Origin of the sequence: Massilia phyllosphaerae (genome assembly GCF_034659755.1) — a bacterium.
Taxonomy (GTDB): Bacteria; Pseudomonadota; Gammaproteobacteria; order Burkholderiales; family Burkholderiaceae_D; genus Telluria; species Telluria phyllosphaerae.
In genome coordinates this window covers 500,884-524,788 of the sequence record NZ_JAXSQX010000001.1, presented here as the reverse complement: position 1 = coordinate 524,788, position 23,905 = coordinate 500,884, and the positions used below count along the sequence as shown (strand labels likewise).

24 protein-coding genes and 2 tRNA genes are annotated in these 23,905 nt (G+C 64.4%); 12 read left to right on the top strand and 14 right to left on the bottom strand.

What is annotated here, in order from left to right; translation table 11 throughout:
• Positions 1-9 precede the first annotated feature (9 nt).
• The 3 genes from miaA (at position 10) to U1H99_RS02345 (ending at position 1,251) form a co-directional block, all read left to right on the top strand.
• Positions 10-969: a tRNA (adenosine(37)-N6)-dimethylallyltransferase MiaA gene (miaA, locus tag U1H99_RS02355; protein ID WP_323140166.1), complete on the top strand. Its 960-nt coding sequence runs from the start codon at positions 10-12 to the stop codon at positions 967-969.
• 57 nt (positions 970-1,026) lie between these two features.
• Positions 1,027-1,103 (top strand) — tRNA-Met (locus U1H99_RS02350).
• Positions 1,104-1,174: 71 nt separating this feature from the next.
• A tRNA-Met gene (locus U1H99_RS02345) sits at positions 1,175-1,251 on the top strand.
• 75 nt (positions 1,252-1,326) lie between these two features.
• Here U1H99_RS02345 and U1H99_RS02340 read toward each other — a convergent pair.
• Complete coding sequence (locus U1H99_RS02340; RefSeq protein ID WP_323140165.1) at positions 1,327-2,343, bottom strand: D-cysteine desulfhydrase family protein; 1,017 nt, start codon at positions 2,341-2,343, stop codon at positions 1,327-1,329.
• 73 nt (positions 2,344-2,416) lie between these two features.
• Here U1H99_RS02340 and U1H99_RS02335 point away from each other — a divergent pair, with 73 nt between their 5' ends.
• Positions 2,417-3,106, top strand: a complete 690-nt coding sequence (locus tag U1H99_RS02335) for a M15 family metallopeptidase (protein WP_323140164.1) — start codon at positions 2,417-2,419, stop codon at positions 3,104-3,106.
• 9 nt (positions 3,107-3,115) lie between these two features.
• Here the strand turns inward: U1H99_RS02335 and U1H99_RS02330 are convergent, their stop codons facing one another.
• A complete protein-coding gene (locus U1H99_RS02330) occupies positions 3,116-3,781 on the bottom strand; it encodes a hypothetical protein (protein WP_323140163.1) in 666 nt (221 codons plus the stop codon).
• Positions 3,782-3,808: 27 nt separating this feature from the next.
• The gene (locus tag U1H99_RS02325; RefSeq protein ID WP_323140162.1) at positions 3,809-4,720 is read right to left on the bottom strand and encodes a LysR family transcriptional regulator; all 912 of its coding nucleotides are present in this window, start codon (positions 4,718-4,720) and stop codon (positions 3,809-3,811) included.
• A 92-nt stretch (positions 4,721-4,812) separates the two neighbouring features.
• On the opposite strand from U1H99_RS02325, the gene U1H99_RS02320 reads away from it, so the two are divergent.
• The gene (locus tag U1H99_RS02320) at positions 4,813-5,979 is read left to right on the top strand and encodes a mandelate racemase/muconate lactonizing enzyme family protein (RefSeq protein ID WP_323140161.1); all 1,167 of its coding nucleotides are present in this window, start codon (positions 4,813-4,815) and stop codon (positions 5,977-5,979) included.
• Positions 5,980-5,988: 9 nt separating this feature from the next.
• Here U1H99_RS02320 and U1H99_RS02315 read toward each other — a convergent pair whose 3' ends face one another.
• The 7 genes from U1H99_RS02315 to U1H99_RS02285 all read right to left on the bottom strand — a co-directional run bounded on the left by U1H99_RS02315 (position 5,989) and on the right by U1H99_RS02285 (position 12,458).
• Positions 5,989-6,270: a putative signal transducing protein gene (locus U1H99_RS02315; RefSeq protein ID WP_323140160.1), complete on the bottom strand. Its 282-nt coding sequence runs from the start codon at positions 6,268-6,270 to the stop codon at positions 5,989-5,991.
• Positions 6,267-7,187 carry a cytochrome c oxidase assembly protein gene (locus U1H99_RS02310; protein WP_323140159.1) on the bottom strand — a complete coding sequence of 307 codons (921 nt, stop codon included), beginning with the start codon at positions 7,185-7,187 and terminating at the stop codon, positions 6,267-6,269. Before U1H99_RS02310 ends, U1H99_RS02315 begins: the two co-directional genes overlap by 4 nt.
• Positions 7,160-7,492 carry a hypothetical protein gene (locus U1H99_RS02305; RefSeq protein ID WP_323140158.1) on the bottom strand — a complete coding sequence of 111 codons (333 nt, stop codon included), beginning with the start codon at positions 7,490-7,492 and terminating at the stop codon, positions 7,160-7,162. Before U1H99_RS02305 ends, U1H99_RS02310 begins: the two co-directional genes overlap by 28 nt.
• Positions 7,489-8,109 carry a cytochrome c oxidase subunit 3 gene (locus tag U1H99_RS02300; protein ID WP_323140157.1) on the bottom strand — a complete coding sequence of 207 codons (621 nt, stop codon included), beginning with the start codon at positions 8,107-8,109 and terminating at the stop codon, positions 7,489-7,491. Before U1H99_RS02300 ends, U1H99_RS02305 begins: the two co-directional genes overlap by 4 nt.
• Positions 8,106-10,031, bottom strand: coding sequence for a cytochrome c oxidase subunit I (ctaD, locus tag U1H99_RS02295; RefSeq protein WP_323140156.1), 1,926 nt, complete (start codon positions 10,029-10,031; stop codon positions 8,106-8,108). Before ctaD ends, U1H99_RS02300 begins: the two co-directional genes overlap by 4 nt.
• The gene (gene coxB / locus U1H99_RS02290; protein ID WP_323140155.1) at positions 10,028-11,032 is read right to left on the bottom strand and encodes a cytochrome c oxidase subunit II; all 1,005 of its coding nucleotides are present in this window, start codon (positions 11,030-11,032) and stop codon (positions 10,028-10,030) included. The genes ctaD and coxB overlap by 4 nt, the downstream gene beginning before the upstream one ends.
• 127 nt (positions 11,033-11,159) lie before the next feature.
• Positions 11,160-12,458 carry a DUF445 domain-containing protein gene (locus U1H99_RS02285; protein ID WP_323140154.1) on the bottom strand — a complete coding sequence of 433 codons (1,299 nt, stop codon included), beginning with the start codon at positions 12,456-12,458 and terminating at the stop codon, positions 11,160-11,162.
• Between the two features lie 210 nt (positions 12,459-12,668).
• Here U1H99_RS02285 and U1H99_RS02280 point away from each other — a divergent pair, with 210 nt between their 5' ends.
• A complete protein-coding gene (locus tag U1H99_RS02280; RefSeq protein WP_323140153.1) occupies positions 12,669-14,375 on the top strand; it encodes a cation:proton antiporter domain-containing protein in 1,707 nt (568 codons plus the stop codon).
• 102 nt (positions 14,376-14,477) lie between these two features.
• On the opposite strand, the gene U1H99_RS02275 is transcribed toward U1H99_RS02280, so the two are convergent.
• Positions 14,478-16,439 carry an AAA family ATPase gene (locus U1H99_RS02275; protein WP_323140152.1) on the bottom strand — a complete coding sequence of 654 codons (1,962 nt, stop codon included), beginning with the start codon at positions 16,437-16,439 and terminating at the stop codon, positions 14,478-14,480.
• Between the two features lie 612 nt (positions 16,440-17,051).
• Between U1H99_RS02275 and U1H99_RS02270 the strand changes: the two genes are divergently transcribed.
• Positions 17,052-17,330 carry a hypothetical protein gene (locus U1H99_RS02270; RefSeq protein ID WP_323140151.1) on the top strand — a complete coding sequence of 93 codons (279 nt, stop codon included), beginning with the start codon at positions 17,052-17,054 and terminating at the stop codon, positions 17,328-17,330.
• A gap of 79 nt (positions 17,331-17,409) precedes the next feature.
• On the opposite strand, the gene U1H99_RS02265 is transcribed toward U1H99_RS02270, so the two are convergent.
• Positions 17,410-17,982, bottom strand: a complete 573-nt coding sequence (locus U1H99_RS02265; protein WP_323140150.1) for a DUF1697 domain-containing protein — start codon at positions 17,980-17,982, stop codon at positions 17,410-17,412.
• A 49-nt stretch (positions 17,983-18,031) separates the two neighbouring features.
• Positions 18,032-18,640, bottom strand: coding sequence for a glutathione transferase GstA (gene gstA, locus U1H99_RS02260; protein ID WP_323140149.1), 609 nt, complete (start codon positions 18,638-18,640; stop codon positions 18,032-18,034).
• Positions 18,641-18,783: 143 nt separating this feature from the next.
• On the opposite strand from gstA, the gene U1H99_RS02255 reads away from it, so the two are divergent.
• Both U1H99_RS02255 and U1H99_RS02250 read left to right on the top strand, forming a co-directional pair.
• Positions 18,784-18,969, top strand: coding sequence for a hypothetical protein (locus U1H99_RS02255; RefSeq protein ID WP_323140148.1), 186 nt, complete (start codon positions 18,784-18,786; stop codon positions 18,967-18,969).
• Positions 18,966-19,805, top strand: a complete 840-nt coding sequence (locus tag U1H99_RS02250) for an HDOD domain-containing protein (RefSeq protein WP_323140147.1) — start codon at positions 18,966-18,968, stop codon at positions 19,803-19,805. The genes U1H99_RS02255 and U1H99_RS02250 overlap by 4 nt, the downstream gene beginning before the upstream one ends.
• A gap of 112 nt (positions 19,806-19,917) precedes the next feature.
• Here the strand turns inward: U1H99_RS02250 and U1H99_RS02245 are convergent, their stop codons facing one another.
• Positions 19,918-20,307, bottom strand: coding sequence for a hypothetical protein (locus U1H99_RS02245; RefSeq protein WP_141831885.1), 390 nt, complete (start codon positions 20,305-20,307; stop codon positions 19,918-19,920).
• Positions 20,308-20,907: 600 nt separating this feature from the next.
• Here U1H99_RS02245 and miaB point away from each other — a divergent pair.
• The 3 genes from miaB to ybeY are packed head-to-tail and all read left to right on the top strand — an operon-like array spanning position 20,908 to position 23,871.
• A complete protein-coding gene (gene miaB / locus U1H99_RS02240; RefSeq protein WP_323140146.1) occupies positions 20,908-22,296 on the top strand; it encodes a tRNA (N6-isopentenyl adenosine(37)-C2)-methylthiotransferase MiaB in 1,389 nt (462 codons plus the stop codon).
• A complete protein-coding gene (locus U1H99_RS02235; protein WP_323140145.1) occupies positions 22,293-23,417 on the top strand; it encodes a PhoH family protein in 1,125 nt (374 codons plus the stop codon). Before miaB ends, U1H99_RS02235 begins: the two co-directional genes overlap by 4 nt.
• On the top strand, positions 23,398-23,871 hold the full coding sequence (gene ybeY / locus U1H99_RS02230) for an rRNA maturation RNase YbeY (protein WP_323140144.1): 474 nt from the start codon (positions 23,398-23,400) through the stop codon (positions 23,869-23,871). Before U1H99_RS02235 ends, ybeY begins: the two co-directional genes overlap by 20 nt.
• Positions 23,872-23,905: the final 34 nt, after the last annotated feature.

Genomic DNA, 23,905 nt, shown 5'->3' with positions numbered 1-23,905 from the left:
TAAGAAAATATGAATCAACAAGCCAAACCGATGGCGGTCGCCATCATGGGTCCGACCGCGTCCGGCAAGACCGCCGCCGCCCTCGCCATCGCAAAAGAACACCCGGTCGAGATCATCTCGGTCGACTCGGCCCTGGTCTACCGCGAGATGGACATCGGCACCGCCAAGCCCTCTGCCGAGGAACTGGCCAGTGTCCCGCATCACCTGATCGATATCATCGACCCGCTCGACGCCTATTCGGTCATGCAATTCCGCGACGATGCGATCCGGCTGGTGGCCGAGATCGCGGCGCGCGGCAAGCTGCCGCTGCTGGTCGGCGGCACGATGATGTACTTCAAGGGACTGGCCGACGGCCTGGACGACCTGCCGACCGCGGATGCCGCGGTGCGCGCACGCATCGACGCCGACGCCGCGCGCATCGGCTGGCCCGGCATGCACGCCAGATTGCAGGCGCTGGATCCGGTCACGGCGGCGCGCCTGGCGCCGAACGACGCCCAGCGCATCAACCGCGCCCTGGAAATCATCGAACTGTCAGGCAAGCCGATGTCGGCGTTACTGGCGAAGCGCGACAAGCCCGAGCTGCCCTTCGAGCTGCTGTCGTTCGCGCTGGAGCCGTCCGACCGCGCCGTGCTGCACCGGCGCATCGCGCAGCGTTTCGACCAGATGCTGGGCAGCAGCGACGATGGCGGCATCGTGGCCGAGGTGGCGCGCCTGCGCGCCCGCGGCGACCTGAACCCGAACCTGCCCTCGATGCGCTGCGTCGGCTACCGCCAGTCCTGGGAGTACCTCGACGGCCTGATCGACCGCCCGGCGCTGCGCGAGACCGGCATCATCGCCACGCGCCAGCTCGCCAAGCGCCAGCTGACCTGGCTGCGCTCGATGCCGGCGCGCATCGTGATCGATTGCCTGGGCCCGGACCCGGCGCCGATCATGCTGTCCCATCTGGAAAACGCCGGCAGCAACGGTTAGACTGCAACAGCGAGCCTTGACACCGCCAAGCCCGGACGGCATAATATCTTTCGTTCCGGTGATATAGCTCAGTTGGTTAGAGCATAGCATTCATAATGCTAGGGTCGGTGGTTCAAGTCCACCTATCACCACCAAGATTCAAGCGAAATGGCTTGGCTTTCAAAAGGCTGGGCCATTTTGTTTTAGAAGTTGAGTAGTACCAGTTGGTGATATAGCTCAGTTGGTTAGAGCACAGCACTCATAATGCTGGGGTCGGTGGTTCAAGTCCACCTATCACCACCAGAATTCGGCAGTAGCAGTAATATTAATAGTATTAAAAAAGCCGCACGTTCTCACGAACCTGCGGCTTTTTTCTTTTCATCTTCCTTCAAATGCACCGCGGTAGGCGAACAAGCCCGGCAAGCCCCCCGTCATCAGGAACAGCACGCGCGCGCCGGGTGCCAGCCTGCCCTCGCGCGCATCCGCCAGCAAGCCCGCCAATGCCTTGCCGCCGTAGACCGGATCGACCAGCAGGGCTTCCTGCGTGGCCATGTCGGACAGCGCCGCGTGCATGGCCTCGGTCGGCACGCCGTAGCCGGAGCCGAGCTGGCTGCCGTCGATGTGCACCGCGTCCTCGGCCAGCGCCAGCGCGGGCCGCAACAGTGCCAGCGTCGCGGCCGCCAGCCGGTGCGTCGTCTCGCGTGCCGTCTCGACCGGCGCCAGCACGGTGTAGGCGCGCACCCGGCCCGGATCGAGGCCGAGCGCGGCATGGCCGGCCACCAGTCCGGCCTGGGTCCCGCCGCTGCCGTTGGGCAGGACGATGCGCTCGAAGGACAAGCCCGCTGCCCGCTCCTGCCTGGCGATCTCCAGGGCCGCGGCCGCATACCCCAGGCAGCCGGCCGGCGACGACCCGCCCAGCGGCGCCAGGTAGACGCGGCGCCCGCGCCGTTCGAGTTCCGCCCGGCGCGCGGCCGCGAAAGCGGCGCCATCGGCACCGGCCGGCAGCGCATGCACGCGCGCGCCGAACAGCCGGTCGAGCAGCACGTTGCCGTTGTGGCGGTAGTCCTCGTCGTCGCGGGCGGTCGAGCGCGTCAACACCAGTTCGCACTGCAACCCGGCGCGCGCCGCCACCGCTGCGGTCAGGCGCGCATGGTTCGACTGCAGCGCGCCGACGGTGAGCACGGTATCCGCACCCTGCGCCAGCGCCTCGCCCAGCAGGAATTCGAGTTTGCGCAGCTTGTTGCCGCCACCGCCGAGCCCGGTCAGGTCGTCGCGCTTGACGTGGATGTCGACGCCGAGGCTGTTGCTCAAGCGCGCCAGGTGCTGGATCGGCGTCGGCGCATCGAGCAGGCGCTCGCGCGCGAAGGCGGTGAACAGGCTGGCTGACCTTGGCATATGGATGGGTTCCCGGTGATTGCGTTAATTTACATACAATAAGCAAACTAGCATAACAGCGCAGCACGACGCCATGACCGCCGCCCTCGACGACCGGGAAATCACGGGACGCGCACGCACCCACGTGCTGCAATCCTGGCAGCCGCGCCTGGCCGCCCAGCCGGCGGCGCTGGACGCCTTCCTGGCGCTGCGCGCCGCCGCCCTGCGCGACGGCATCGACCTGCTCCCGTGCGCTTCCTGGCGCCCGTTCGAGGCCCAGCTGCGGATCTGGAACCGCAAGTTTGCCGGCGATGCGACCCTGTACGACAGCGACGGCCACCCGCTCGACCATGCGGCGCTGGCGCCGCAAGCGCTGGTGCACGCCATCCTCGGCTGGTCCGGGCTGCCGGGCGCCACCCGGCGCCACTGGGGCAGTGACATCGACGTCTACGACCGCGCCGCCATGCCGCCGGGCTACCGCCTCACATTGCTGCCGGAGGAAGCCGCGCCCGGCGGCGTGTTCGCGCACCTGCACGCCTGGCTCGACGCGCACATCCAGGATTTCGGCTTCTTCCGGCCTTACCGCAGCCACCGCGGCGGCATGTATCCCGAGCCCTGGCACCTGAGCCACGCCGCGTCGGCGCAGCGCGCGCTCGACGCCCTCGACATCGACGTGCTGGCGCGCGTGCTGCGCGAGGCCGACATGCTGGGACGCGAACTGGTGCTCGAGATGCTGCCCGACCTATGGGCCAGGCACGTGCTGGATACGGACCCGGCGCCCTGAGGCCAACGGTTATCGACGTTTTCTCGATACCTTACGGAAGCTGGGTTTGGCGACTGCCTCCGCCACACTGATCGCATAATGAAGGGTCGCAGAAACGGTCCGCAACCTGACATTCGCCTTGTAAAGCGACACGGCACCGATCATGGCGCCCAGCGTGCCGGCTATTGCGAAAAGCTTGACCACGTCCTGGACCATGCCAGGCAAATGGAGTACGTCCACTGCAACGAGGATGGCAATCGCGGGCAGTGCCATGCCGATCGGCTTGAGAACATCAAGTGCACGCTCGACCCTGACCAGTTCCGCTTCGAGTCTTGCGTACATCCGCTTCAACTCCACAAGGTCGAACTTGGCCAGTTCGGCAGCAAGCTGCTTTTCTCGCGCAAAGCGCTGGTCGAGCTCCGAGCTGAGCCAGCTTCCGGGTTCTCGCATCGTCTCTGCGATACTGCGATATTCAAGCACGGCATCGACCGCCATACCGATCAAACTTAGGACGATTGGCAAACAAGCCATGTAGACCAGCGACGCCTTGTTCCAATACATTCCTGCGCCTGCCAGAGCGGCCCCAACGGCACAACTTAATACCACTGCCTTACCAAGGTATTTCGCAATCCCCCGAGACTCGTCTTCAATCTGCGGCAGCGCGCTCAACATTTCCGAAAACGTCAGCATGGTCATTAGTTGCCCAAAATAAACACACTGTGATTATATCGACGTGATTTTCTCCTCGCCGAAATACTCAACCAGGAAATCGATGAACGCCCGCGTCCGCGTCGCCTGGTGCCTGCGCTCCAGGTAATAGACGAACAAGTCCGCCGACGGCAGCGCATAGTCCGGCAGTACGATCTTCAGGCGTCCGCTTTCCACATACCTGGCCAGGTCCCACTCCGAGCGGATCAGGATGCCGTGCCCGTCCAGCGCCCAACCCAGCACGATGTCGCCGTCGTTGCTGGACATGGCGCCATGCACCTTGACCACCTCGTCCTTCCCCTCGTGCATAAAACGCCAGATGCCGTAGGCGTCGTCGTTCTGGCGGTGCAGGATGCAGCGATGCGCCGCCAGGTCGGCCAGCGTCGCCGGTGCGCCATGCTGTTCCAGGTACAGCGGCGAGGCGCACAGGAAGCGCCGGTTGGACATCACGCGGCGCGCGTTCAGGCGCTGGTCGGGCGGTGCGCCGAAGCGGATCGCCAGGTCAAAGCCCTGTTCCGCCAGGTCGACCGGGCGGTCGGTCACGTCCATCTGCACGTCGATTTCCGGATGGCGCCTGGCAAACGCCGACAGCAGCGGCGCGATCGTCGTGCGGCCGAAGCCGAGCGTCGCGTTGACGCGCAACAGACCGCGCAGCGTGCTGCCGGCGCCGGCGACTTCGTCTTCCATGGCGCGGATGTCGGCCAGGATGCGGGTCGCATGGGCCAGATAGGTCTCGCCCTCGCCCGTCAGGCTGATGCGGCGCGTGGTGCGGTTGACCAGGCGCACGCCGAGGCGCGCTTCCAGCTGGGCCAGGCGCTTGGTGGCCGCCGGCGGCGTCAGGTCGAGCGCGCGCGCGGCGGCGGCCAGGCTGCCGTGGCGCGCCACCAGCACGAAGAATGCCATCTCGGAAGCCGCGTCATTATTCATTTGCAGTAACTAATCAATTCACCATTCGATAATTATAGGCAACGATCTGCGACGTATGCTGATGGCTCCTCAACTGCACCACCGAGTCCATCATGAAAATCGTCGATATCCGCGAACAAACCCTCCCCATCAGCTCCCCCATCCGCAACGCCTACATCGACTTCAGCAAGATGACGCTGAGCCTGGTGGCGGTGATCACCGACGTCGTCCGCGACGGCAAGCCGGTGATCGGCTACGGCTTCAATTCGAACGGCCGCTACGGCCAGGGCAAGCTGATGCGCGAGCGCTTCATCCCGCGCATCCTGGAAGCCGATCCCGCCACGCTGCTGAACGACAAGGGCGACAACCTCGACCCGCACCGGGTCTGGGACGCGATGTTCACCAACGAAAAGCCGGGCGGCCACGGCGAGCGCTCGGTGGCCATCGGCACCATCGACATGGCGGTGTGGGATGCGGTGGCCAAGATCGAAGGCAAGCCGCTGTTCCAGCTCCTGGCCGAGCGCTACGGCAAGGGCACGCCCGAGCGCAAGGTGTTCGTGTATGCGGCCGGCGGCTATTACTACCCGGGCCAGGACCACGGCAAGCTGAAGGACGAGATGCGCAGCTACATCGACCGCGGCTACACGGTGGTCAAGAAGAAGATCGGCGGTGCTTCGCTGGACGAGGACCTGCGCCGCATCGACAGCATCCTGTCGGTGCTGGGCGACGGCCAGAAGCTGGCGGTGGACGCCAACGGCCGCTTCGACCTCGACACCGCGATCGCCTATGCCAAGGCGTTGTCGCAGTACGATCTGTTCTGGTACGAGGAAGCCGGCGATCCGCTCGACTTCGAACTCCAGGCCACCCTGCGCAACTACTACGACAAGCCGATGGCCACCGGCGAGAACCTGTTCTCGATGCAGGATGCGCGCAACCTCGTGCGCTACGGCGGCATGCGCCCGGACCGCGACTGGCTGCAGTTCGACTGCGCCCTGTCGTACGGCCTGGTCGAATACCTGCGCACGCTCGACATGCTGCACCAGCACGGCTGGTCGCGCACGCGCTGCATCCCGCATGGCGGCCACCAGATGTCGCTGAACATCGCGGCCGGCCTGGGCCTGGGCGGCAACGAATCCTACCCGGACCTGTTCCAGCCCTTCGGCGGCTTCCCGGATGGTGTACAGGTCGAGAACGGCTTCATCATGATGCCGGACCTGCCGGGCATCGGCTTCGAGGGCAAGGCCGACCTGTACGCCGAGATGCGCAAGCTGGCGGCCTAGGTCAGTGCATCAGGCTTGCGGCTCGCCGACGTCCGCATCCTCGTCCAGCGCGAACTCGCCGCGCTCGTAGGCGGCCAGCACGGCTTCGGCGCGCTGCAGGACGTCTTCCGGGACCAGGATGCCGACGCCGCCCAGGGCCGGTGCCAGCAGCAGGTCGGTCTGGACCAGGTTGGCGTCGGCCAGCACGGCGGGAATGCCGGCGGCGACCAGGCAGCCCTGCGCCAGCCTGGCGTCCATCGGGACCAGGTAGCGCGCGAGTTCGACCTGCGGTACGTTCGATGCGTGGTTCATGGCGGCCTCCGATTGATGATGCCTGCCATCTTACGCTCATCCGGCATCAGCCAGCGCGCCCCCAGCACCAGCCCGGCGATCACGTAGGCCAGCCCGCCCGGGATCCACATGATCAAGCCGCCCAGCTGCTGGTCTTCCAGGGGCGTAAGGCCGAACAGCGCAGGCCGGTCGCCGTACAGCGGATACCAGACCGCTTCCGAAAACGTGAACAGCGCGCCCAGCGCGCCGGTATGCATCATGGTCGTGAACAGGTAGACGATCGAGGCCCCGCGCGCATGGTGGATGCCGTGCCGGCCCAGCACCGCCCACCAGAACAGCAGGGCGCTGAACAGGAAGCTGGCGTGCTGCAGCGCGTGGATGTCGTTGTCGACCAGGCCGGCCTGGAACAGCGCCGGCACGTGCCAGACCCACAGCGCGGTGAAGTGGATCAGCCAGGCGTGCATGGGCCGCGTGAGCATGTCCCAGCACCAGGCTAGAGCGCGCCAGCGCGTGGCCCTGCCGACGCCGCCCCGCCATGGCGACGGCAGCGCCCAGATCCAGACCCCGAACGGCCGCCCCAGCACCATCAGCGGCGCGCTGGCGATCATCAGGACTTCGTGCTGCACCATGTGCGCCCAGAAGCCGTAGCTGCCGGCGCTGTCCAGCGGCGAGGCCAGTGCCAGCAGCAGCAGCGCCCAGCCGGCGCCGAAGCAGGCGAACTGGCGCAGCAGCGCGGGACGCGACTGGCGCGCGCGCGGCCACAGGCGCAGCATGCCCTGGACATACCAGATCAAGGACAGCGCCAGGCAGGCGGCGACCCAGGGTTCGGCGCCCCAGCTCAGGTAGTTGCCATTCACGTCGTGCGCCAGTGCCGGCGCGGCCGGCAGCCCTAGCAGCAGGAGCGGCCCAATCAGCTTGCGCACGGCGACAGCACCCATTGCGGGAACCACATGGCCGCGATCACCAGGCAGGACAGCGCGCCGACCACGCAGGACACCATGGCGATGAAAAAGGGCCGGCGCGCGATGGCGTCGTCAGGCAGCGGCGCCGGTGCCGTCTTCCAGTTATGCCGCGCCATCCAGGTGAATGCGAGGCAGACCAGCAGCGTCACGGCCGATACCGCATGCAGCGCCAGCGTGCTCTGGCCCTTGCACGAGGGCGTCACCAGCGCATAGATGACCGACTGGCTGGCCAGCGCCAGCGACGGCGCCAGCAGCAGTGCGGGCCAGTTGGGGAGTTTCATATGCGTGCGCCCCAGTAGATGACGGCATAGATCGGTATCCAGCTGAGCACCACGAAATACCAGTAGCCGGCGTTCTCGCTGACGTCGACGAAGCGCTTGCCTTCCAGCGGGCCGGTGAACATCAGCACCGTCAGCACCAGCGAATCGTAGGCGTCGGTGATCAGGTGGGTCGTGTGCAGGGCCATCAGCATCCAGACGATGGAGCCGTAGGCGTCGCTGTCCCAGTGCGTGTTCAGGGTCTTGAACTCGAACACGCGCACCGCCAGGAAGGCGACCGACACCAGCATGCACACGCTCATCCACAGCCGCACCTTCTTCAGGTCGAGGCGCTCGGCGGCACGCTTGGCGAAGTGGTTCGGCACCATGCTGGCCACGATGATGCCGGTGTTGAGGGTGCCCCACAGCAGGTCGGGCGGCAGGCCGCTCATCGGCCAGGCGCCGGCGTGGCTGCGCAGGTAGAAGTAGGCCATGATGGCCAGCGCGAACACGGTGCTTTCGATCGCCACCAGGCCCATCGTGCCCCACCACATCGGGCTGCGATGGCCGAAGCCGAAGGTGGGGAGCTTGCTGACGTCGAGCAGCACGTCCTTGTCCGTTTCCTTTTCCACGGTGCTCACGATTCCACCTCCACGTCGTAGGGGCTGATTTCGGAACCGGTGCGCTGCTCGACGATGCCCTTCTTCGGCCAGAACCACCAGGTGGCGCCGGCCGCCACCGGCACCGCGGCCCACACCACGGCCCAGGGCGTGAAGATCGAGCCGACGAACAGGACGGTGGTCGCCAGCGCGGTGACGAAGGGCGCCAGCGAGGATGACGGCAGCCACAGGCGGTGATCGAGCTCGGCGTCGGCCACCGAGGTCACCAGGATCTCGCGGTAGTCGTTGGCCAGGCCGGTCACGTGCGAAGGCAGGCGCTTCGGCTCCCACAGCGGGTCGCGCGCATGCACCACCGGCACCATCTCGAAGTTGCCGGCCGGCGGCGGCGACGGGATGCTCCATTCGAGCGTGCCTGCGCCCCAGGGGTCGTTGCCGGCTTCTTCGCCGTGGCGGCGGCTGCGCAGCACGTTGATGATGAACAGCAGCACGCTGACGGCGATCATGAAGGACCCGACCGTGGCGGCGAAGTTCAGGCTGCCCCACTCCATCGCTGCCGGATAGGTGTAGACGCGGCGCGGCATGCCCTGCAGGCCGAGCACGTGCATCGGGAAGAAGGTCAGGTTGAAGCCGATGAAGAACAGCCAGAAGTTCCAGCGTCCCAGGCGTTCATTCAGCATGCGCCCGGTGAACTTCGGGAACCAGTAATAAAAGGCGCCGAACAGCGGGAACACGGCGCCGCCCATCAGCACGTAATGCAGGTGGGCGACCACGAAGTGGCTGTCGTGCAGCTGAGTGTCGAGCGAGACCGAGGCCAGCATCAGGCCGGTCAGGCCGCCGGCCAGCAGGATCACGAAGAAGGCCAGCACGAACAGCAGCGGCGTGCGCAGGTTCAGGCGCCCGGTCCACAGGGTGGCGATCCAGCAGAAGATCTGGAGCGCGGTCGGGATCGCGATCATCAGGCTGGCGGCGGTGAAGAAGGTCTTGCCCAGTTCCGGCAGGTTGGTCGCGAACATGTGGTGCACCCACAGGCCGAAGGCGAGGAAGGCGGTGGCGACCACCGACAGCACCATCGCCGGATAGCCGACGATCGGACGGCGCGCAAAGGTGGCGACGATGCTCGAGATGAAGCCCAGCGGCGGGATGAAGATCATGTAGACCTCCGGGTGGCCGAAGAACCAGAACAGGTGCTGCCACAGCAGCGCGTCGCCGCCCTTGAGCGGGTTGAAGAACTGGGTGTTCACCAGGCGGTCGGTAATCAGGGCGGTACTGCCCAGCATCACCGCCGGCATCGAGAACAGCACCATGAAGGAAGTCGCCAGGATCGCCCAGACGAACAGCGGCATGCGGTTCAGCGTCATGCCCGGTGCGCGCATCTTGAGGATGGTGGTGATCAGGACGATCGCTTCCATCAGGCCGGCCATCTCGGTGAAGGTGATCATCTGGGCCCAGATGTCGACGCGCTTGGTCGGCGAGTACTGCAGGCTGGAGAGCGGCACGTAGGCGAACCAGCCGGCGTCCGGACCGACGTTCAGGAAGAAGGCGACGAACAGCATGATCCCGCCCAGCGTGAAGATCCAGTAGGCGAACGCGTTCATGCGCGGGAAGGCCACGCTGCGCGCACCGATCATCAGCGGCACCAGGTAGGTCGCCACCGCCTGCATCACCGGCACCGCGAACAGGAACATCATGGTGCTGCCGTGCATGGTGAACAGCTGGCTGTACAGGTCGGCGCCGATGATCCTGCCGTCCGGGCCGGCCAGCTGCAGCCGGATCGCCAGCGCCAGCAGCCCGCCCAGCACGAAGAACACGAAGGTCGTGATCATGAAGCGCAGGCTCATGGTCTTGTGGTTGATGGCCGAGAACCAGCCGATCAGGCCCGGCGGGTCGCGCCAGGTCTGTTCGAGCATCGCGGCATCCTTGGCATCGAGGCGCGGCGCCGTCATTTCAGAGTCTCCAGGTAGGCCAGCAGGTCTTGCAGTTCGTCGGGGCGCATGCGGTTGACCGGCATGTAGACGCCGGGTTTCAGGGTTTGCGGATCGCGGATCCAGCTGGCCAGGTGGCCGGCGTCGTTCGGCAGCATGCCGGCGGCGATGGTCTTGCGTCCGGCCAGGTGGGTCAGGTCGGGACCCATCGCTGCGGTGGCGCCGGTGCCGTTGATGGTGTGGCAGCGCGCGCAGGAGTGCGCCAGGAACAGCGCACGCCCGCGGCGCGCGGCGTCGCCCGCGGGTCCGGCGTCGAGTGCGGGCGCCGGCTGGCGCTGGCGTGCGGCCCAGGCTTCGTACTGGGCGTTCGGCTCGGCCTCGACCAGCAGCGCCATCATCGCGTGTTCGAGGCCGCAGAATTCGGCGCACTGGCCGCGGTAGATGCCTGGCTGGTCGGCGCGGAACTGCATGGTGGCGGTACGGCCCGGGATCATGTCGCGCTTGCCGTGCAGGTTGGGCACCCACAGCGTGTGGATCACGTCGTCGCTGCGCAGCGTGACGATGACCGGGCGGCCGACCGGGATGTGCAGCTCGTTGGCCGTGGTGAACTGGCGATTCGCATCGGGATCGAGATAGCGCGCTTCCCACCACCACTGGTGGCCGATCAGTTCGATGTTGACGGCGTCCTGCAGCGGCAGGCGGCCCAGCGCGCGGCTGGTGAAGACGTCGGCCGCGAGCAGCGCCAGCAGCCCGAGGGTGGCAAGCCCGGCGGCCCAGGCCACGGTGCGGTGGATGCGGCGCTCGGGGCGCTCCAGCGAACTCAGGTCGGGCGGCGTCTGCGCATCGCTGCGCGGCGCGCGCCACAAGGCGAACAGGAAGGCGCCGACGACCGCGCTGAACACCAGCACGCACAATCCCAGCGTGAAGTTCCACAGGCGGCCGATGTGCCAGGCCTGGATGCCATAGGCGTGTAAAGCGTCCTGGAGCGGCGCCGCCGAGCATGTCTCCGTTGCGGCTGCCATGCCGAGGAGCGGGATAGAAAGTGCGCGCAAACGCATCGAGGCCCCTGTCTCGGTTCTAAAAATATAGTGTCATAAATATATAAGGTTTTTAACAATTCATACCGCACGGATGAGCTGTTCCGAATGTTTAACGCAACAGTACCGGCAGGGTCGAACACAGGTACAGCAGCACGCCGATCAGACCGCCCACGATGGTGCCGTTGATGCGGATGTACTGCAGGTCCTTGCCGATGTTGAGCTCGATCTGTTCCGACATCTCGCGGCTGTCCCACTGCTTGACGGTGTCGGCGATGTGGCGCGTCAGGAAGCCCGCGAATTCGGGTGCCGCACCGCGCGCCGCGAGCTCCAGGTTGGCGTTGAGCGAGGCGCGCAGCTGCGGGTCGTCGGCCAGCATCCGGCCGACCCAGGCGCCGGTCGCTACGATGCGCGTGCGCAGGACCGAATCCGCATTCTCGAGGTCGCGCTTGATCCAGCCTTTCAGGTCGCCCCACAGCGAGCCGATGTAGCCGTTCAGGGTGGCGTCGCCGATCAGGTGGCGCTTGATGTCCTCGCCTTTTTCGAGGAAGGCGGGGTCGGTCTTGAGACGCTCGACGAACTCGCGCGTAAAGGCGTCGAAGCGCTGGCGCAGCGGGTGCTGCATGTCTTCGCTGACGCGGTTGAGGATGCCGGAGGCCATGCGCACGGTGAGGTCGGCGCCCTTCCTGCCGATCATGTCCGAGGGCAGCATGCGCTCCATGAACGCGTATTCCTCGCGCAGCCAGTCGACGATGCCCTGCGCGATCACGGCCTGGGTCTCTTCGTTGGCGAGCAGCTTGGCCAGCTGGTCGATGCCTTCGTTGAGCAGTTCGTGGTGGCGGTTATCGCGGGTAAAACTCTCGAGCAGTGCGCCGCTGGTCTTCGACAGGTCGACCTGCTGGACCATCGTGTGGACCGCGCGCCGGATGAAGTTCTGCACGGCGGCGTCTTCGATGAAGTCGAGCGCCCAGCCGCTCATGCGCACAAGGTAGTTCCCCAGCAGTTCGGTGTTGGCCGGCTTGACCAGCCAGTCGGCCACCTGCCTGGCCGGATCGTGGCGCTGGATCAGGCCGACGATGGAATCGGTGTCGAGGAATTTTTCGTGCACGAAGGCCGCCAGGTTGTCGGCGATGCGCGCCTTGTTGGCCGGGATGATCTCGGTATGGCGCGACACGATCGGGATCGGGATGCGCCGGAACAGCGCCACCACCGCGAACCAGTCGGCCAGGGCGCCGATCATGGCTGCCTCGGCAAAGGATTTCAGGAGACCGCTCCACCAGGTCGGCGGTAAAAACAGCGAGATGACGAACAGGACGGCGGCGCCGGCGAAGAAGGCCAGCGCCAGTTGCTTCGACTTGCGCAGTTCGATGCGCTTGGCCTGGGTATTTGCGGTGTTGGATGTTGTGCTCACGCCATTATCCTAGACGAGGCCGGGCGGAATCGGCGCGCCGCAGTCGGGCGCATGCCGCGCCGGGCTACCCATCTTGCGTCGATTTACGATCATTTGCCGCGTTCGCAGTAGAAAACATGGGTATTTTCAGCCATTTGAGGCCTTTTTTGGGCTTGAAGCGCCATCGTCCCTTATACTGTCGCGGACTATTGACAAGGAGGCCACCCCCGCATGGATCACAACATCAGTCTGATCACCACCATCGCTGCCGCCCTCGGGCTCGGCCTGCTGCTCGGCATGCTCGCCGTGCGGCTGCGCCTGCCGGCCCTGGTCGGCTATCTCGCCGCCGGCGTCATCATCGGCCCGGCCACGCCGGGCTTCGTGGCCGACGTCGCGCTGGCTTCCCAGCTGGCCGAGATCGGGGTGATGCTGCTGATGTTCGGCGTCGGCCTGCATTTTTCGCTCGACGACCTGCTCGAGGTGAAAGGCATCGCCCTGCCCGGCGCGGTGCTTCAGATCGCGGTGGCGACCCTGCTCGGCCTCGGTGTCGCCCACTGGTGGGGCTGGGGCATGGGCGCCGGCCTGGTGTTCGGCCTGGCGCTGTCGGTGGCCAGCACGGTGGTATTGTTGCGGGCACTGGAAGACCGCGGCCAGCTCGATTCCTTCAACGGCCGCATCGCGGTCGGCTGGCTGGTGGTCGAAGACCTGGTGACGGTGCTGGTGCTGGTGCTGCTGCCGGCGCTGGCCGGTCCGCTGGGCGGCAAGACCACCGGCGATCCGGACGCGTCGTTGTGGGCCACGCTGGGCTGGACCTTCCTGCAGGTGGGCGCCTTTGTCGCCTTCATGCTGGTGGTCGGGCGCAAGCTGTTCCCGTGGTTCCTGTGGCGCGTGGCCAAGACCGGGTCGCGCGAGCTGTTCACGCTGGCCGTGATCGCGGCGGCGGTCGGCATCGCGTTCGGTTCCTCGCACCTGTTCGGCGTGTCGTTCGCGCTGGGCGCCTTTTTCGCCGGCATGGTGCTGCGCGAATCGGAGCTGAGCCACCGCGCGGCCGAGGAAACCCTGCCGCTGCGCGACGCCTTCTCGGTGCTGTTCTTCGTCTCGGTCGGCATGCTGTTCGACCCGCTCGTGCTGGTCGAGCACCCGCTGCAGGTGCTGGCGGTGCTGGCCATCATCCTGTTCGGCAAATCGCTGGCCGCCTTCGTGCTGGTGCTGGTGCTGCGCTATCCGCTCAACACCGCGCTGACGGTATCGGCCAGCCTGGCCCAGATCGGCGAATTCTCGTTCATCCTGGCGGCGCTGGGGATGTCGCTCGGCCTGCTGCCGGAACTCGGCCAGAACCTGATCCTGGCCGGCGCCATCGTCTCGATCGCGGTGAACCCGGTGATGTTCAAGGCCATCGCGCCGCTCGAGCGCTGGGTGCGCGCCCGCTCGGCACACGCGCGCCACATGGAGCGTTCGCCCGACCCGCTGGCCGAACTGCCGGCCACGGTCACCCACGAGCGCCTGACCGACCAGGTGGTACTGGTCGGTTATGGCCGCGTCGGCCGGCGCATCGCCGAAGAGCTGACGCGCCAGGGCGTCCACTTCGTGGTGGCCGAACAGAACCGCGAGATGGTCGAAGACCTGCGCCGGCGCGACCAGCCGGCGGTGGCCGGTAATGCGGCCGAGCCGGCGGTGCTGATCCAGGCCCATATCGCGCGCGCCGCGATGCTGGTGATCGCGACGCCCGACACATTCCACGTGCGCGCCATGATCGAGACCGCGAAAGTGCTGAACCCCGGCATCAAGGTGCTGGTGCGGACCCACAACGAGGAAGAGGCGCGCCTGCTGCGCGAGGAAACCGGCGGCACGGTGCTGGTGGGCGAGCATGAACTGGCGCGCAGCATGACGCGCCATGTGCTGGAAGGCTTGGCGCACGTCGCCGCCGTCGCGCACTGAGCGGTGCACTGAGCGACGTCTGACCGGTTCGATAAAACAAAAAAACGCCGCGGGATCGCTCCCGCGGCGTTTTTATTTCAAGCTATTTCAAACCGGCCGCTATCAGGCCACGGCTTCCTCGGCACACAGCTTCAGGTTGGCGTGACGCTGGTGCGCCAGGCCGGCCTGCAGGGCATCGTGGTGCTCTTCCAGCAGTGCGAACACGGCATCCTTGGACAGCACGTACTGGTCGAGCAGCGTGTCCTTGATCGCCACGATCACGTCGCGGTAGTCGCGGATCGCATCCAGCGTGTAGCTGTACAGCTCGTCCGACTTCTCTTCGACCTGGCGCAGCGTGTGTTCGCCGCTGGCGTCGTTGCCGAGCTGGCTGTAGTCGATCTTGGCACGCGAGTACATCGACAGGCGGCCGACCATCAGGTTCAGCATCTTGGTGATCTTCTCGATGTCGTTCTGGCTGCCGACCGAGATGCCGCGGGCGCCATAGAACAGCTCTTCCGCCGCCACGCCGCCGTACAGGCCGACCACGTCGCGCTCCAGTTCTTCCAGGGTGCGCAGCGACATGTCTTCACCCGACTGCAGCACATAGCCCAGCGCGCCGATCTTCGACACCGCTTCGGTGCTGATCTTCAGCAGGTGCGACTTTTCCTTCACTTCGGCCAGGCTCATGCCGGCGCGCAGATAGGGATCGATCTGCATGAAGAAGTGGCCCAGTTCGTGCACCGCGATACGCTCGCGCTGCTTGTGCTTCTCGGCGGTGGTGGCACGGTCGGTCAGGCCGATGGTGGCACGCTCGTAGGCACGGAACAGCAGATCCGTATCGATGATCGCTTTTTCCTGGATCGACAGCATCGAGGCGCGTTCGACCACGGTTTCCAGCAGCGCCGGGCTCAGGTTCTGGGTGATTTCCGCGACCTGGTCGAGATCCAAGTTGTTCCAGTCGACCAGGCCGTCCTTCTTCTTGGCCAGGAAGCTGCGCAGCAGTTCGCGCCGCTCGTTCTTGTTCGGCAGGCGGAAGTTGATCTTCACCGAGAAGCGGCGCAGCATCGCCTCGTCCATCTCGGTCGAGGCGTCGTCGAAGTTCGAGGCGATTACCCAGATCACGCCCTGGCCCTTGTCGCTCTTCACGCCGTCCAGCAGGCCCAGCAGGGTGTTGGCGGTGTCGTCTTCCCATTTCTTTTCGCTGCGGCCGCGCGGCATGAACAGGCTCTGGCCTTCATCCAGGAAGATGATGCACTTGCCCTTGGCGCACGCCTTGCGGTACAGGGCGTTCAGGGCCTTGGAACCGCCGCCGACATAGCCCGACTCCAGCGCCGAACCCGAAGCCTGGATCAGCGGGATGTTGAGGCGCTTGGCGAGGTAACCCACCAGCTTGGTCTTGCCGGTACCGGCCGGACCAGTCAGCATGACGTTGAACGGCTTGTCGATATTGTGTTCCTGGTACAGGTCGCGGTTGCGGATCATGTCTTCCAGGTGCAGCACTTCCTGCTTGATGTCTTCCATGCCGATCAGGTCGTCCATGCTGCCTTTCAGCTTGTCCGGGGCGATCATCTGGGCGCCGCCGTTCATGCCGGGGATACCGAACTTCATGAAGTACAGGATCGCCACCAGCACGGTCAGGTCGAGCGCATGGCGCTTCAGGAATTCGATGGCGTTGCTGGCAAAGCCTTCGCCCTCTTCTTCCATCACGGCCTTGTGCGTGTTCAGGAAATCGTCCTTGGCGATCGAATACGGAATCGCGTTCTTGAGCAGGACTTCACGCTCGAGCGACAGGTGCGAGGTGCTCGGCACCTTCACCACGTGCAATTGCGGCGCGTCCTTGAATTTGTAGATATAGCGTGGCGAATCGGACAGCGGCTTGGCCACCAACAGGTAGTCCAGGCGGTCCTTCTGGGCGGCCAGCTGGGTGATTTCGGCGATGTTCTGCGAATGGACGACCGGGGCGGTGTCCTGCGGAATGTCAGCTTTGTAAATTGCCCATCCCGTCAGGATGCCGAGCAGCACCGCAGTCAGGATACGAACGTAGACGTTCTTGAAGGCAATTTGGATTCGAGCGAAATTGGGCATATCGGTACTCTATAAAACAAAAAGGGTGCGATGTACTTTTCATGGGGTCAGCGCCCGGTGTACTCGGGTGGGCTCTGACCCCATCTGATCACGCTTGGTACGGCCTGGATGCAGCGTCGGGTCTTGCTTGCCTTCGTGAAGCCGGCTGGACGTGAAGGCGGCGGTGCGGGACCGCGGGGTGATGCGCAAACATGTGCGTTTGCTAATGTTTCGATGCCGGTAGGCAATAGGTTTAGGGAGACTATACTCGCAAAAAAAAGGGAGGTGTATACCGTGCGCCGAAAAAATCTTGAGTCGCAACATCTGCTATTGATCTGCCATCGCTTTTCCTTGGCTTTTCAATAATCAAACTAAACAAAATACAAAGAATGCCGCGTTTTTTATCTATTTGACAAAGCTCCCCGATACAGCAAATTGCAGTTATTACATTTAAAGAAGATTAATTTCAACAAGCTATGAAAAGCCTGGGCTGTGTAAAGCGAGTCTGATGCGCTGCGTATTTTTTGCTATGCTCAATGAGGCAGCGGTGCACTAGACGCCGGCGCTGAAGGCAACCCTGCCTGCGCCGGAGTACATCGTTGCAGGGCAGGCAGACACTGCGAAGGAATGATCGTGAAAGCTCATGCACTGGCAGCACTCGGTCTATTGCTGTTGTTGTTCGGCGGTGCGGTGCAGGCCGCCATCATCGACCTTGGCGATCTTGCCGATCCCGGCAGCGGCGCTGCCGGCGTGCGCACGGCGGATCTGTCGCCCGCCCCGCACAACCAGCCGGTAAGGCCGCCGACGTCGATGTCCGAACTGCCCGAACCGGAAGTGCTTGCCATGATGCTGGTCGGCCTGGTGCTGATCGGTTACCGGGCCAGCCGCGACAGCAGCGAGAAATTCGAATGAAGAAATGAGGCAAGGCGGCACGGTCGCCGTCATGCAACATAGATGGTGCCGGCTTTGGCGAAATCAAGCCCTGGGGCAATTACGCGGCCGCTGCGCCCGACAGCGCATGCAGCTTGAGCAGCGTGGTCCAGTTGCGCGAGGTGGTCGCGTCGCCCAGTAGCTTGCCAAGCGCCGCTGCCGCCGCGCTATCGAGGATGCCGTCCGGACACCAGACGTAGACGGCGCGCTCGCCCAGCGCCAGCGCACCGGGTCGCCAGTCCTGGTGGCACAGCGTGTCGATCGCCCGCAGCGTGTCTGGCATGGACAGGGGGTCGGACAAAATGAACGTGACCAGGCGCGCATGGTCGGGCGCCTGGTCGAGCAGCGGATTGGCGGCCATGATCGCGGCCAGTTCAGCGCCGTCGAGCACCAGGGTGCGCGCCGCCACGCCGAGCTTGAGCACCAGGGCTTCCTCGATGCCGGCGGCGACCTCGGCCTGCGGCCGCGCCGCCCCGCTGAACACCACGTTGCCGCTGTTGAGGACGCTGCGCACCTCGGTGTAGCCGAGGTCCTCGATGAGTTTGCGCAGGTCGGCCATGGCGATGCGTTTTGCTCGCCCGACATTCACGCCCCTGAGCAGGGCAATGTAGCGTTTGCTGGTCATGGCGCGCATGGTACCTTGCCGCGCGACCGCACGGCACATGCGCACCCTTATATTTTACTTAATTGAGCAGGCCTTCCGCACGCAGCGCCTGCTGCACGGCCGGACGGCTGCCGACGCGCTGCTGGTAGGCAGCCAGGGCCGGCCATGGCGCCAGGTCGAAGTTGACGAAGGCAGCCCAGCCCAGCGCGGTGAACAGGTAGGCGTCGGCCACCGTGAATTGGGAACCCATCAGGAAGTCGCGGCCATCCAGACGCGCCGCGATCCAGCCCAGACGATTACCCAGGTTGCTGCGTGCCGCTTCCTTCGCGTCTTCGGTCGTGTTCGGGCGGAACAGCGGGCCGAAGCCCTTGTGTACTTCGGTCGCGATGAAATTCAGCCATTCGATCAGCTGGTAGCGCTCCAGCGTGCCGTGGGCGGGGACCAGCTGGCGGTCCGGCACCAGGTCGGCGATGAACTGGACGATGGCCGGGCCTTCGGTCAGGACGGTGCCGTCCTTGAGTTCCAGTGCCGGCACATAGCCCTTGCTGTTAATGGTGAGGAAGTCGGTGCCGCCGGCGGTCTGGCGCGCACGGAGGTCGACGCGCTCCAGCGTGAAGTCCAGGCCTGCTTCCTGCAGGACGATGTGGGGAGAAAGCGAGCAGGCGCCGGGGCTGAAATACAGTTTCATGTGAAGTCTCTATCGGTTCGGGATAACGGTCTTTGCAGGGGCAAAGGCGGACGAGAATACAACATATGGGCGCGGTTTGCTGCCGGGCCGATTTCCCTGGCTCACCGTGGATGATAGTATAAATATATTAGTAGGAGGAAATAATGAGTGCAGCTGACCAATCTCCGGCATCCTGTCCCGTGCCATCGGCGGCGCAGCAAGCCCGCTTCGATTACCTGTTCCGCCACCACGTACGCGACGATCCCGCCAACGTGGCGACGCAAGCCTTGCGCCGCTATATGGAAAGCTACCGCCTGGCGGCTGCCGTGGAGGCGGAGAGCCGGCCATGAAGCTCGTACTTGAACAACTGGTCGAGGCGATTCATGACCTGCCCTCGCCGCCGGCGGTCGTGCTGGACCTGCTCGGCACGCTGGAAGACGACGATATCGATATTTCGGTGCTGGCAAAAAAGGTGTCGCTTGATCCGGCCCTGACCGCGAAGACCTTGCGCCTGGCAAATGCCTCGGCCTTCGGTCTGCAGGTCAAGGTCACGACGATCCAGCAGGCGATCACTTTTCTCGGCTTCCAGACCATGCGCAACCTGATTACCGCGGCGGCGGTGACGGGATGTTTTCCGACCGGGCGTTGCCCCGGCTTTAACGACAGGGCCTTCTGGCGCCATGCCAGCGCCAGCGCCGTCTGTGCTCGCGCGTTGGCTCGGCGGATGCGATTCAACCAGGATGTCGCTTTTACGGCAGGCCTGTTACATGATCTGGGTCAACTGGTGCTCGTATGCAGTCATCCCGAGGCCTACAGCGCCGTGCTCGCGTGGCGCCGGCAGCACGATTGCCCCCTGATCGAGGCCGAGCGTGCGGTACTGGGTGTCGACCATGTCGATGCCGGCGTGGCGCTGGCCACCCACTGGCATTTTTCCGACGTCATGCGTCAGGCGATCGCGCGTCACCATGCGCCGGACACGCCCGGCGCCGGCATGCTGGCTGCGATCGTGCACGTGGCCGATGCCATCGTGCATGCACTCGACATCGCCGGTGCCGAGGACGAGCTGGTGCCGCCGGTGTCTGTCGTGGCCTGGGAAGCGATGGGATTGAACGAGGAAGCTTACGGGTACCTGTTCCAGGAGACGAAACGGCAATGCGAGGAAATGTCGGCCATCATGGCGGCGTGATGCCGGATGGCCCGATCATACGGTGACGGAGGGAAGCCTGGGCCGGAAAAACCCAAGCCTCCCGCCGGGTTGCGCCTCAGGCATGACAGAACCGCCTGTCATGCCCTCGGCATTAGTGCGCATAGTTGCCCGACTTGTCGTTGCCTTGCGCTTCCTGGCCTTGCGGCTGGGCTTGCTGTGCAGCTTGCTGGGCAGCCAGTTGCGCAGCTTTTTCTTCTGGCTTCGGGCGGCCTTGGGCGTCCGACAGGCGATACTTGGTGCGGCGGTCGCCCATCAGGTCGCGCAGGTCGCGGATGCTCATGCCGGTCACTTCATGCATGCGGATCAGCAGCGAAGCGCCGACCGGCAGGCGATGGTGACGGATCTTGCTGATGACCGGCGGGGCCACTTCCAGCATGCGCGACAGCGCGGCGTCGTTTTTCAGTTGCATCTTGCCCAGCAGAATATCGAGCAAGTGGTTCGGGTTGTAGCTTTCCTGCGATGACAGTGCGTGATGTGCCATGATTACCTCGTGAGTGGTTAAAATAGTTCCTTTACGAAGTTTCGTTAAGGACCAGTTTTCGTCTACTTAAGTTCCCGGTTCGCGCTTGACAACGCTACCGGACCGCGTGCGCTCCCTAATACACTTCGGATACCTCGAAAAGCCTTTCGGGACCCCAAACTAGCTTCCAGCACGCACTTGCCTTTCGAACAAATTATCAAACTCGTACGAGGGTCCCACCCTCGACCTGAGCACGAAATGCATTGGTCGAAATCAAGCTATCGTCTGGAAAGCTTGTCACATAGTCATTTCAGCACATGGTGACAGATTGTGGCGCACGCAAGAGTTTTTTTGGACAAATTTTTGCAATTGCCTTTGCGCAGGAACTTATTGATTTACAAGAGGAAACTAGTTCGAGTCGCATAGGCAACTTTAAGATAACAGTTGGCAATAAGATTTCAAGAATTAACAATGTAACTGACTGTATCTTTTTTAACTTATAGAAATTATCAATTCCGCGGGACAATTCATACCGGGCGCACGCCGCTTTACCGGGCGACTTTCCGATTTACGGTAAACTGAATCCCACTTGTCAAAGCTTTACGATCAGAACAAGCCTTCATGCAGAAAAAAGTATTCATCAAGACCTTCGGCTGCCAGATGAACGAGTACGACTCGGACAAGATGGCGGACGTGCTGGGCGCCTCCGACGGACTCGTGCGCACCGACACGCCGGACGATGCCGATGTGATCCTGTTCAACACCTGCTCGGTCCGCGAAAAGGCCCAGGAAAAAGTCTTTTCCGACCTCGGCCGCCTGAAGGAACTCAAGCGCGCCAAACCGGAGCTCATCATCGGCGTGGGCGGCTGCGTGGCGTCGCAGGAAGGCGAAGCCATCGTCAAGCGCGCGCCCCACGTCGACATGGTGTTCGGCCCGCAGACCCTGCACCGCCTGCCGCAGATGATCCAGCTGCGCCGCCACACCGGCGCGGCCCAGGTCGACATCAGCTTCCCCGAAATCGAAAAGTTCGACCACCTGCCACCGGCCAAGGTCGACGGCCCGATCGCCTACGTCTCGATCATGGAAGGCTGCAGCAAGTACTGCAGCTACTGCGTGGTGCCCTACACCCGCGGCGAGGAAGTGTCGCGCCGCTTCGAGGACGTGCTGACCGAAGTCGCTGGCCTGGCCGCCCAGGGCGTCAAGGAAATCATGCTACTGGGGCAGAACGTGAATGCCTACCGCGGCACGATGGAGAACGGCGAAGTTGAGCCGCAATTTGCCGACTTTGCCCTGCTGCTGGAGTACGTGGCCGAGATCCCGGGTATCGAGCGCCTGCGCTTCGTGACCAGCCATCCGAAGGAATTCACCCAGCGCCTGATCGACGCCTACGCGAAGATCCCGCAGCTGGTGAACCACCTGTACCTGCCGGTGCAGCACGGTTCCGACCGCATCCTGCAGGCGATGAAGCGCGGCTACACTGGCCTCGAATACAAATCGATCATCCGCCGCATCAAGGCGGTACGCCCGGACATCGCGATCTCGTCCGACTTCATTGTCGGCTTCCCGGGCGAAACCGACGCCGATTTCGAAGCGATGATGAAGCTGGTGGAAGACGTCGGCTTCGACAACAGCTTCAGCTTCATCTTCAGCAAGCGCCCCGGCACGCCGGCCGCCAACCTGGAAGACGACACGCCGCATGACGTGAAACTGGCGCGCCTGCAGCGCCTGCAGGCGCTGATCGACGCCAACACCCGCAAGACCAGCGCCGCGATGGTCGGCACGGTCCAGCGCATCCTGGTCGAAGGGCCGTCCAAGAAGGGCGTCAACGCCGATGGACAGCCCGAACTGCAAGGCCGCACGGAAAACAACCGTGCAGTGAATTTCGCCCCGGGCGCAGCCGGCGACGCGCTGATCGGCCAACTGGTCGACGTGCGCATCACCGAAAGCCTGGATTACAGCCTGCGTGGCGACCTGGTCGCCAGCATTGAGACGATAGCAAAAGCCAGTTGAAAACCCAGACGCCTACCCAGCCTTCGTATTTCGTCCCCGAGCCGCTCGACAACACCCGGCTCGCCCACCTGTGCGGCCCGCTGGACGAGAATTTGCGCCAGATCTCGGCCGCGCTTGACGTGACAATCTTCCGCCGCGGCGAGCGCTTCATCGTCAGCGGCAGCAATGCCGAGCGCGCGGTCGAGCTGCTCGAACGCTTCTATGCCGTGGCCGACAAGGTCGTGCCGATCGAGGAAGTGCAGCTGGCGCTGGTCGAACAGCGTGCGGGCCTGAAGCCGACGATTCCCGAACCGGCCGACGCGCCGAAAAAGGAACCGGGCGCCACCGCATCGGCCGCCGCCGCGACCGCCGCCGCGTCCGCCGAGAATGGCGACGCGGCCGCCTCCGACGACGAACTGGTCAGTCCGACGCTGAAGACCCGCCGCACCGACCTGCGCGGCCGCACGCCGCACCAGATCCAGTACCTGAAGGCGGTGCTGGAGCACGACATCAGCTTCGGCATCGGCCCGGCCGGTACCGGCAAGACCTATCTGGCGGTGGCGTGCGCGGTCGATGCGCTCGAGCGCGATGCGGTGAAGCGCATCATCCTGACCCGCCCCGCCGTGGAAGCCGGCGAGCGCCTCGGCTTCCTGCCGGGCGACTTCGCGCAAAAGGTCGACCCCTACCTGCGCCCGCTGTACGACGCGCTGTACGACCTGCTCGGCTTCGACCGCACCCAGAAGCTGTTCGAGAAACAGGTGATCGAGATCGCGCCGCTGGCCTTCATGCGCGGCCGCACGCTGAACCACGCCTTCGTGATCCTGGACGAAGCCCAGAACACGACGGTCGAACAGATGAAGATGTTCCTGACCCGTATCGGCTTCGGCAGCAAGGCCGTGGTCACCGGTGACATCACCCAGGTCGACCTGCACAAGACCCAGCGCAGCGGCCTGGCCGACGCGATGCACGTGCTGAAGGATACCCGCGGCATCGCATTCTCCCACTTCTCCAGCGCCGACGTGGTGCGCCATCCGCTGGTGGGCCGCATCGTCGACGCCTATGAAAAGGCGGCATCGATCCAGGAGATCGGCGCCCTGCCCAAAACCGCAACCGTGACCCGAAATGCAAGAAAAAAAACATAATCTCGACCTCGATGTCCAGTACCCGGATACCCGCCTGGAAGCCGACATCACGCCCGCGATGATTGAACGCTGGGTGCAAGCCTCGCTGCTCGGCCCGGCCGAACTGGCGATCCGCTTCGTCGACGCCGAAGAAGGCCGGAGCCTGAACAAAGAGTATCGCGGCAAGGATTACGCGACCAACGTCCTCACCTTCGCCTATAACGAAGGCGAGGAAATCGCCGACGACGAACCGACCCAGGCCGACATCGTGCTGTGCACCGACGTGCTGCAGCGCGAAGCCGACGAGCAGAAGAAGACGGTCGAGGAACACGTGGCGCACCTGGTGGTGCACGGCGTGCTGCATGCGCAGGGCTTCGACCACGAGAACGATGAAGAGGCCGAGGAGATGGAGCAGCTGGAGCGCGACATCATGGAGGCCTTGTCGTATCCGGATCCTTACGCCGAGTACGAATAAATCGGCATGACGTAGACCTTGGGCCCCTGCCTGC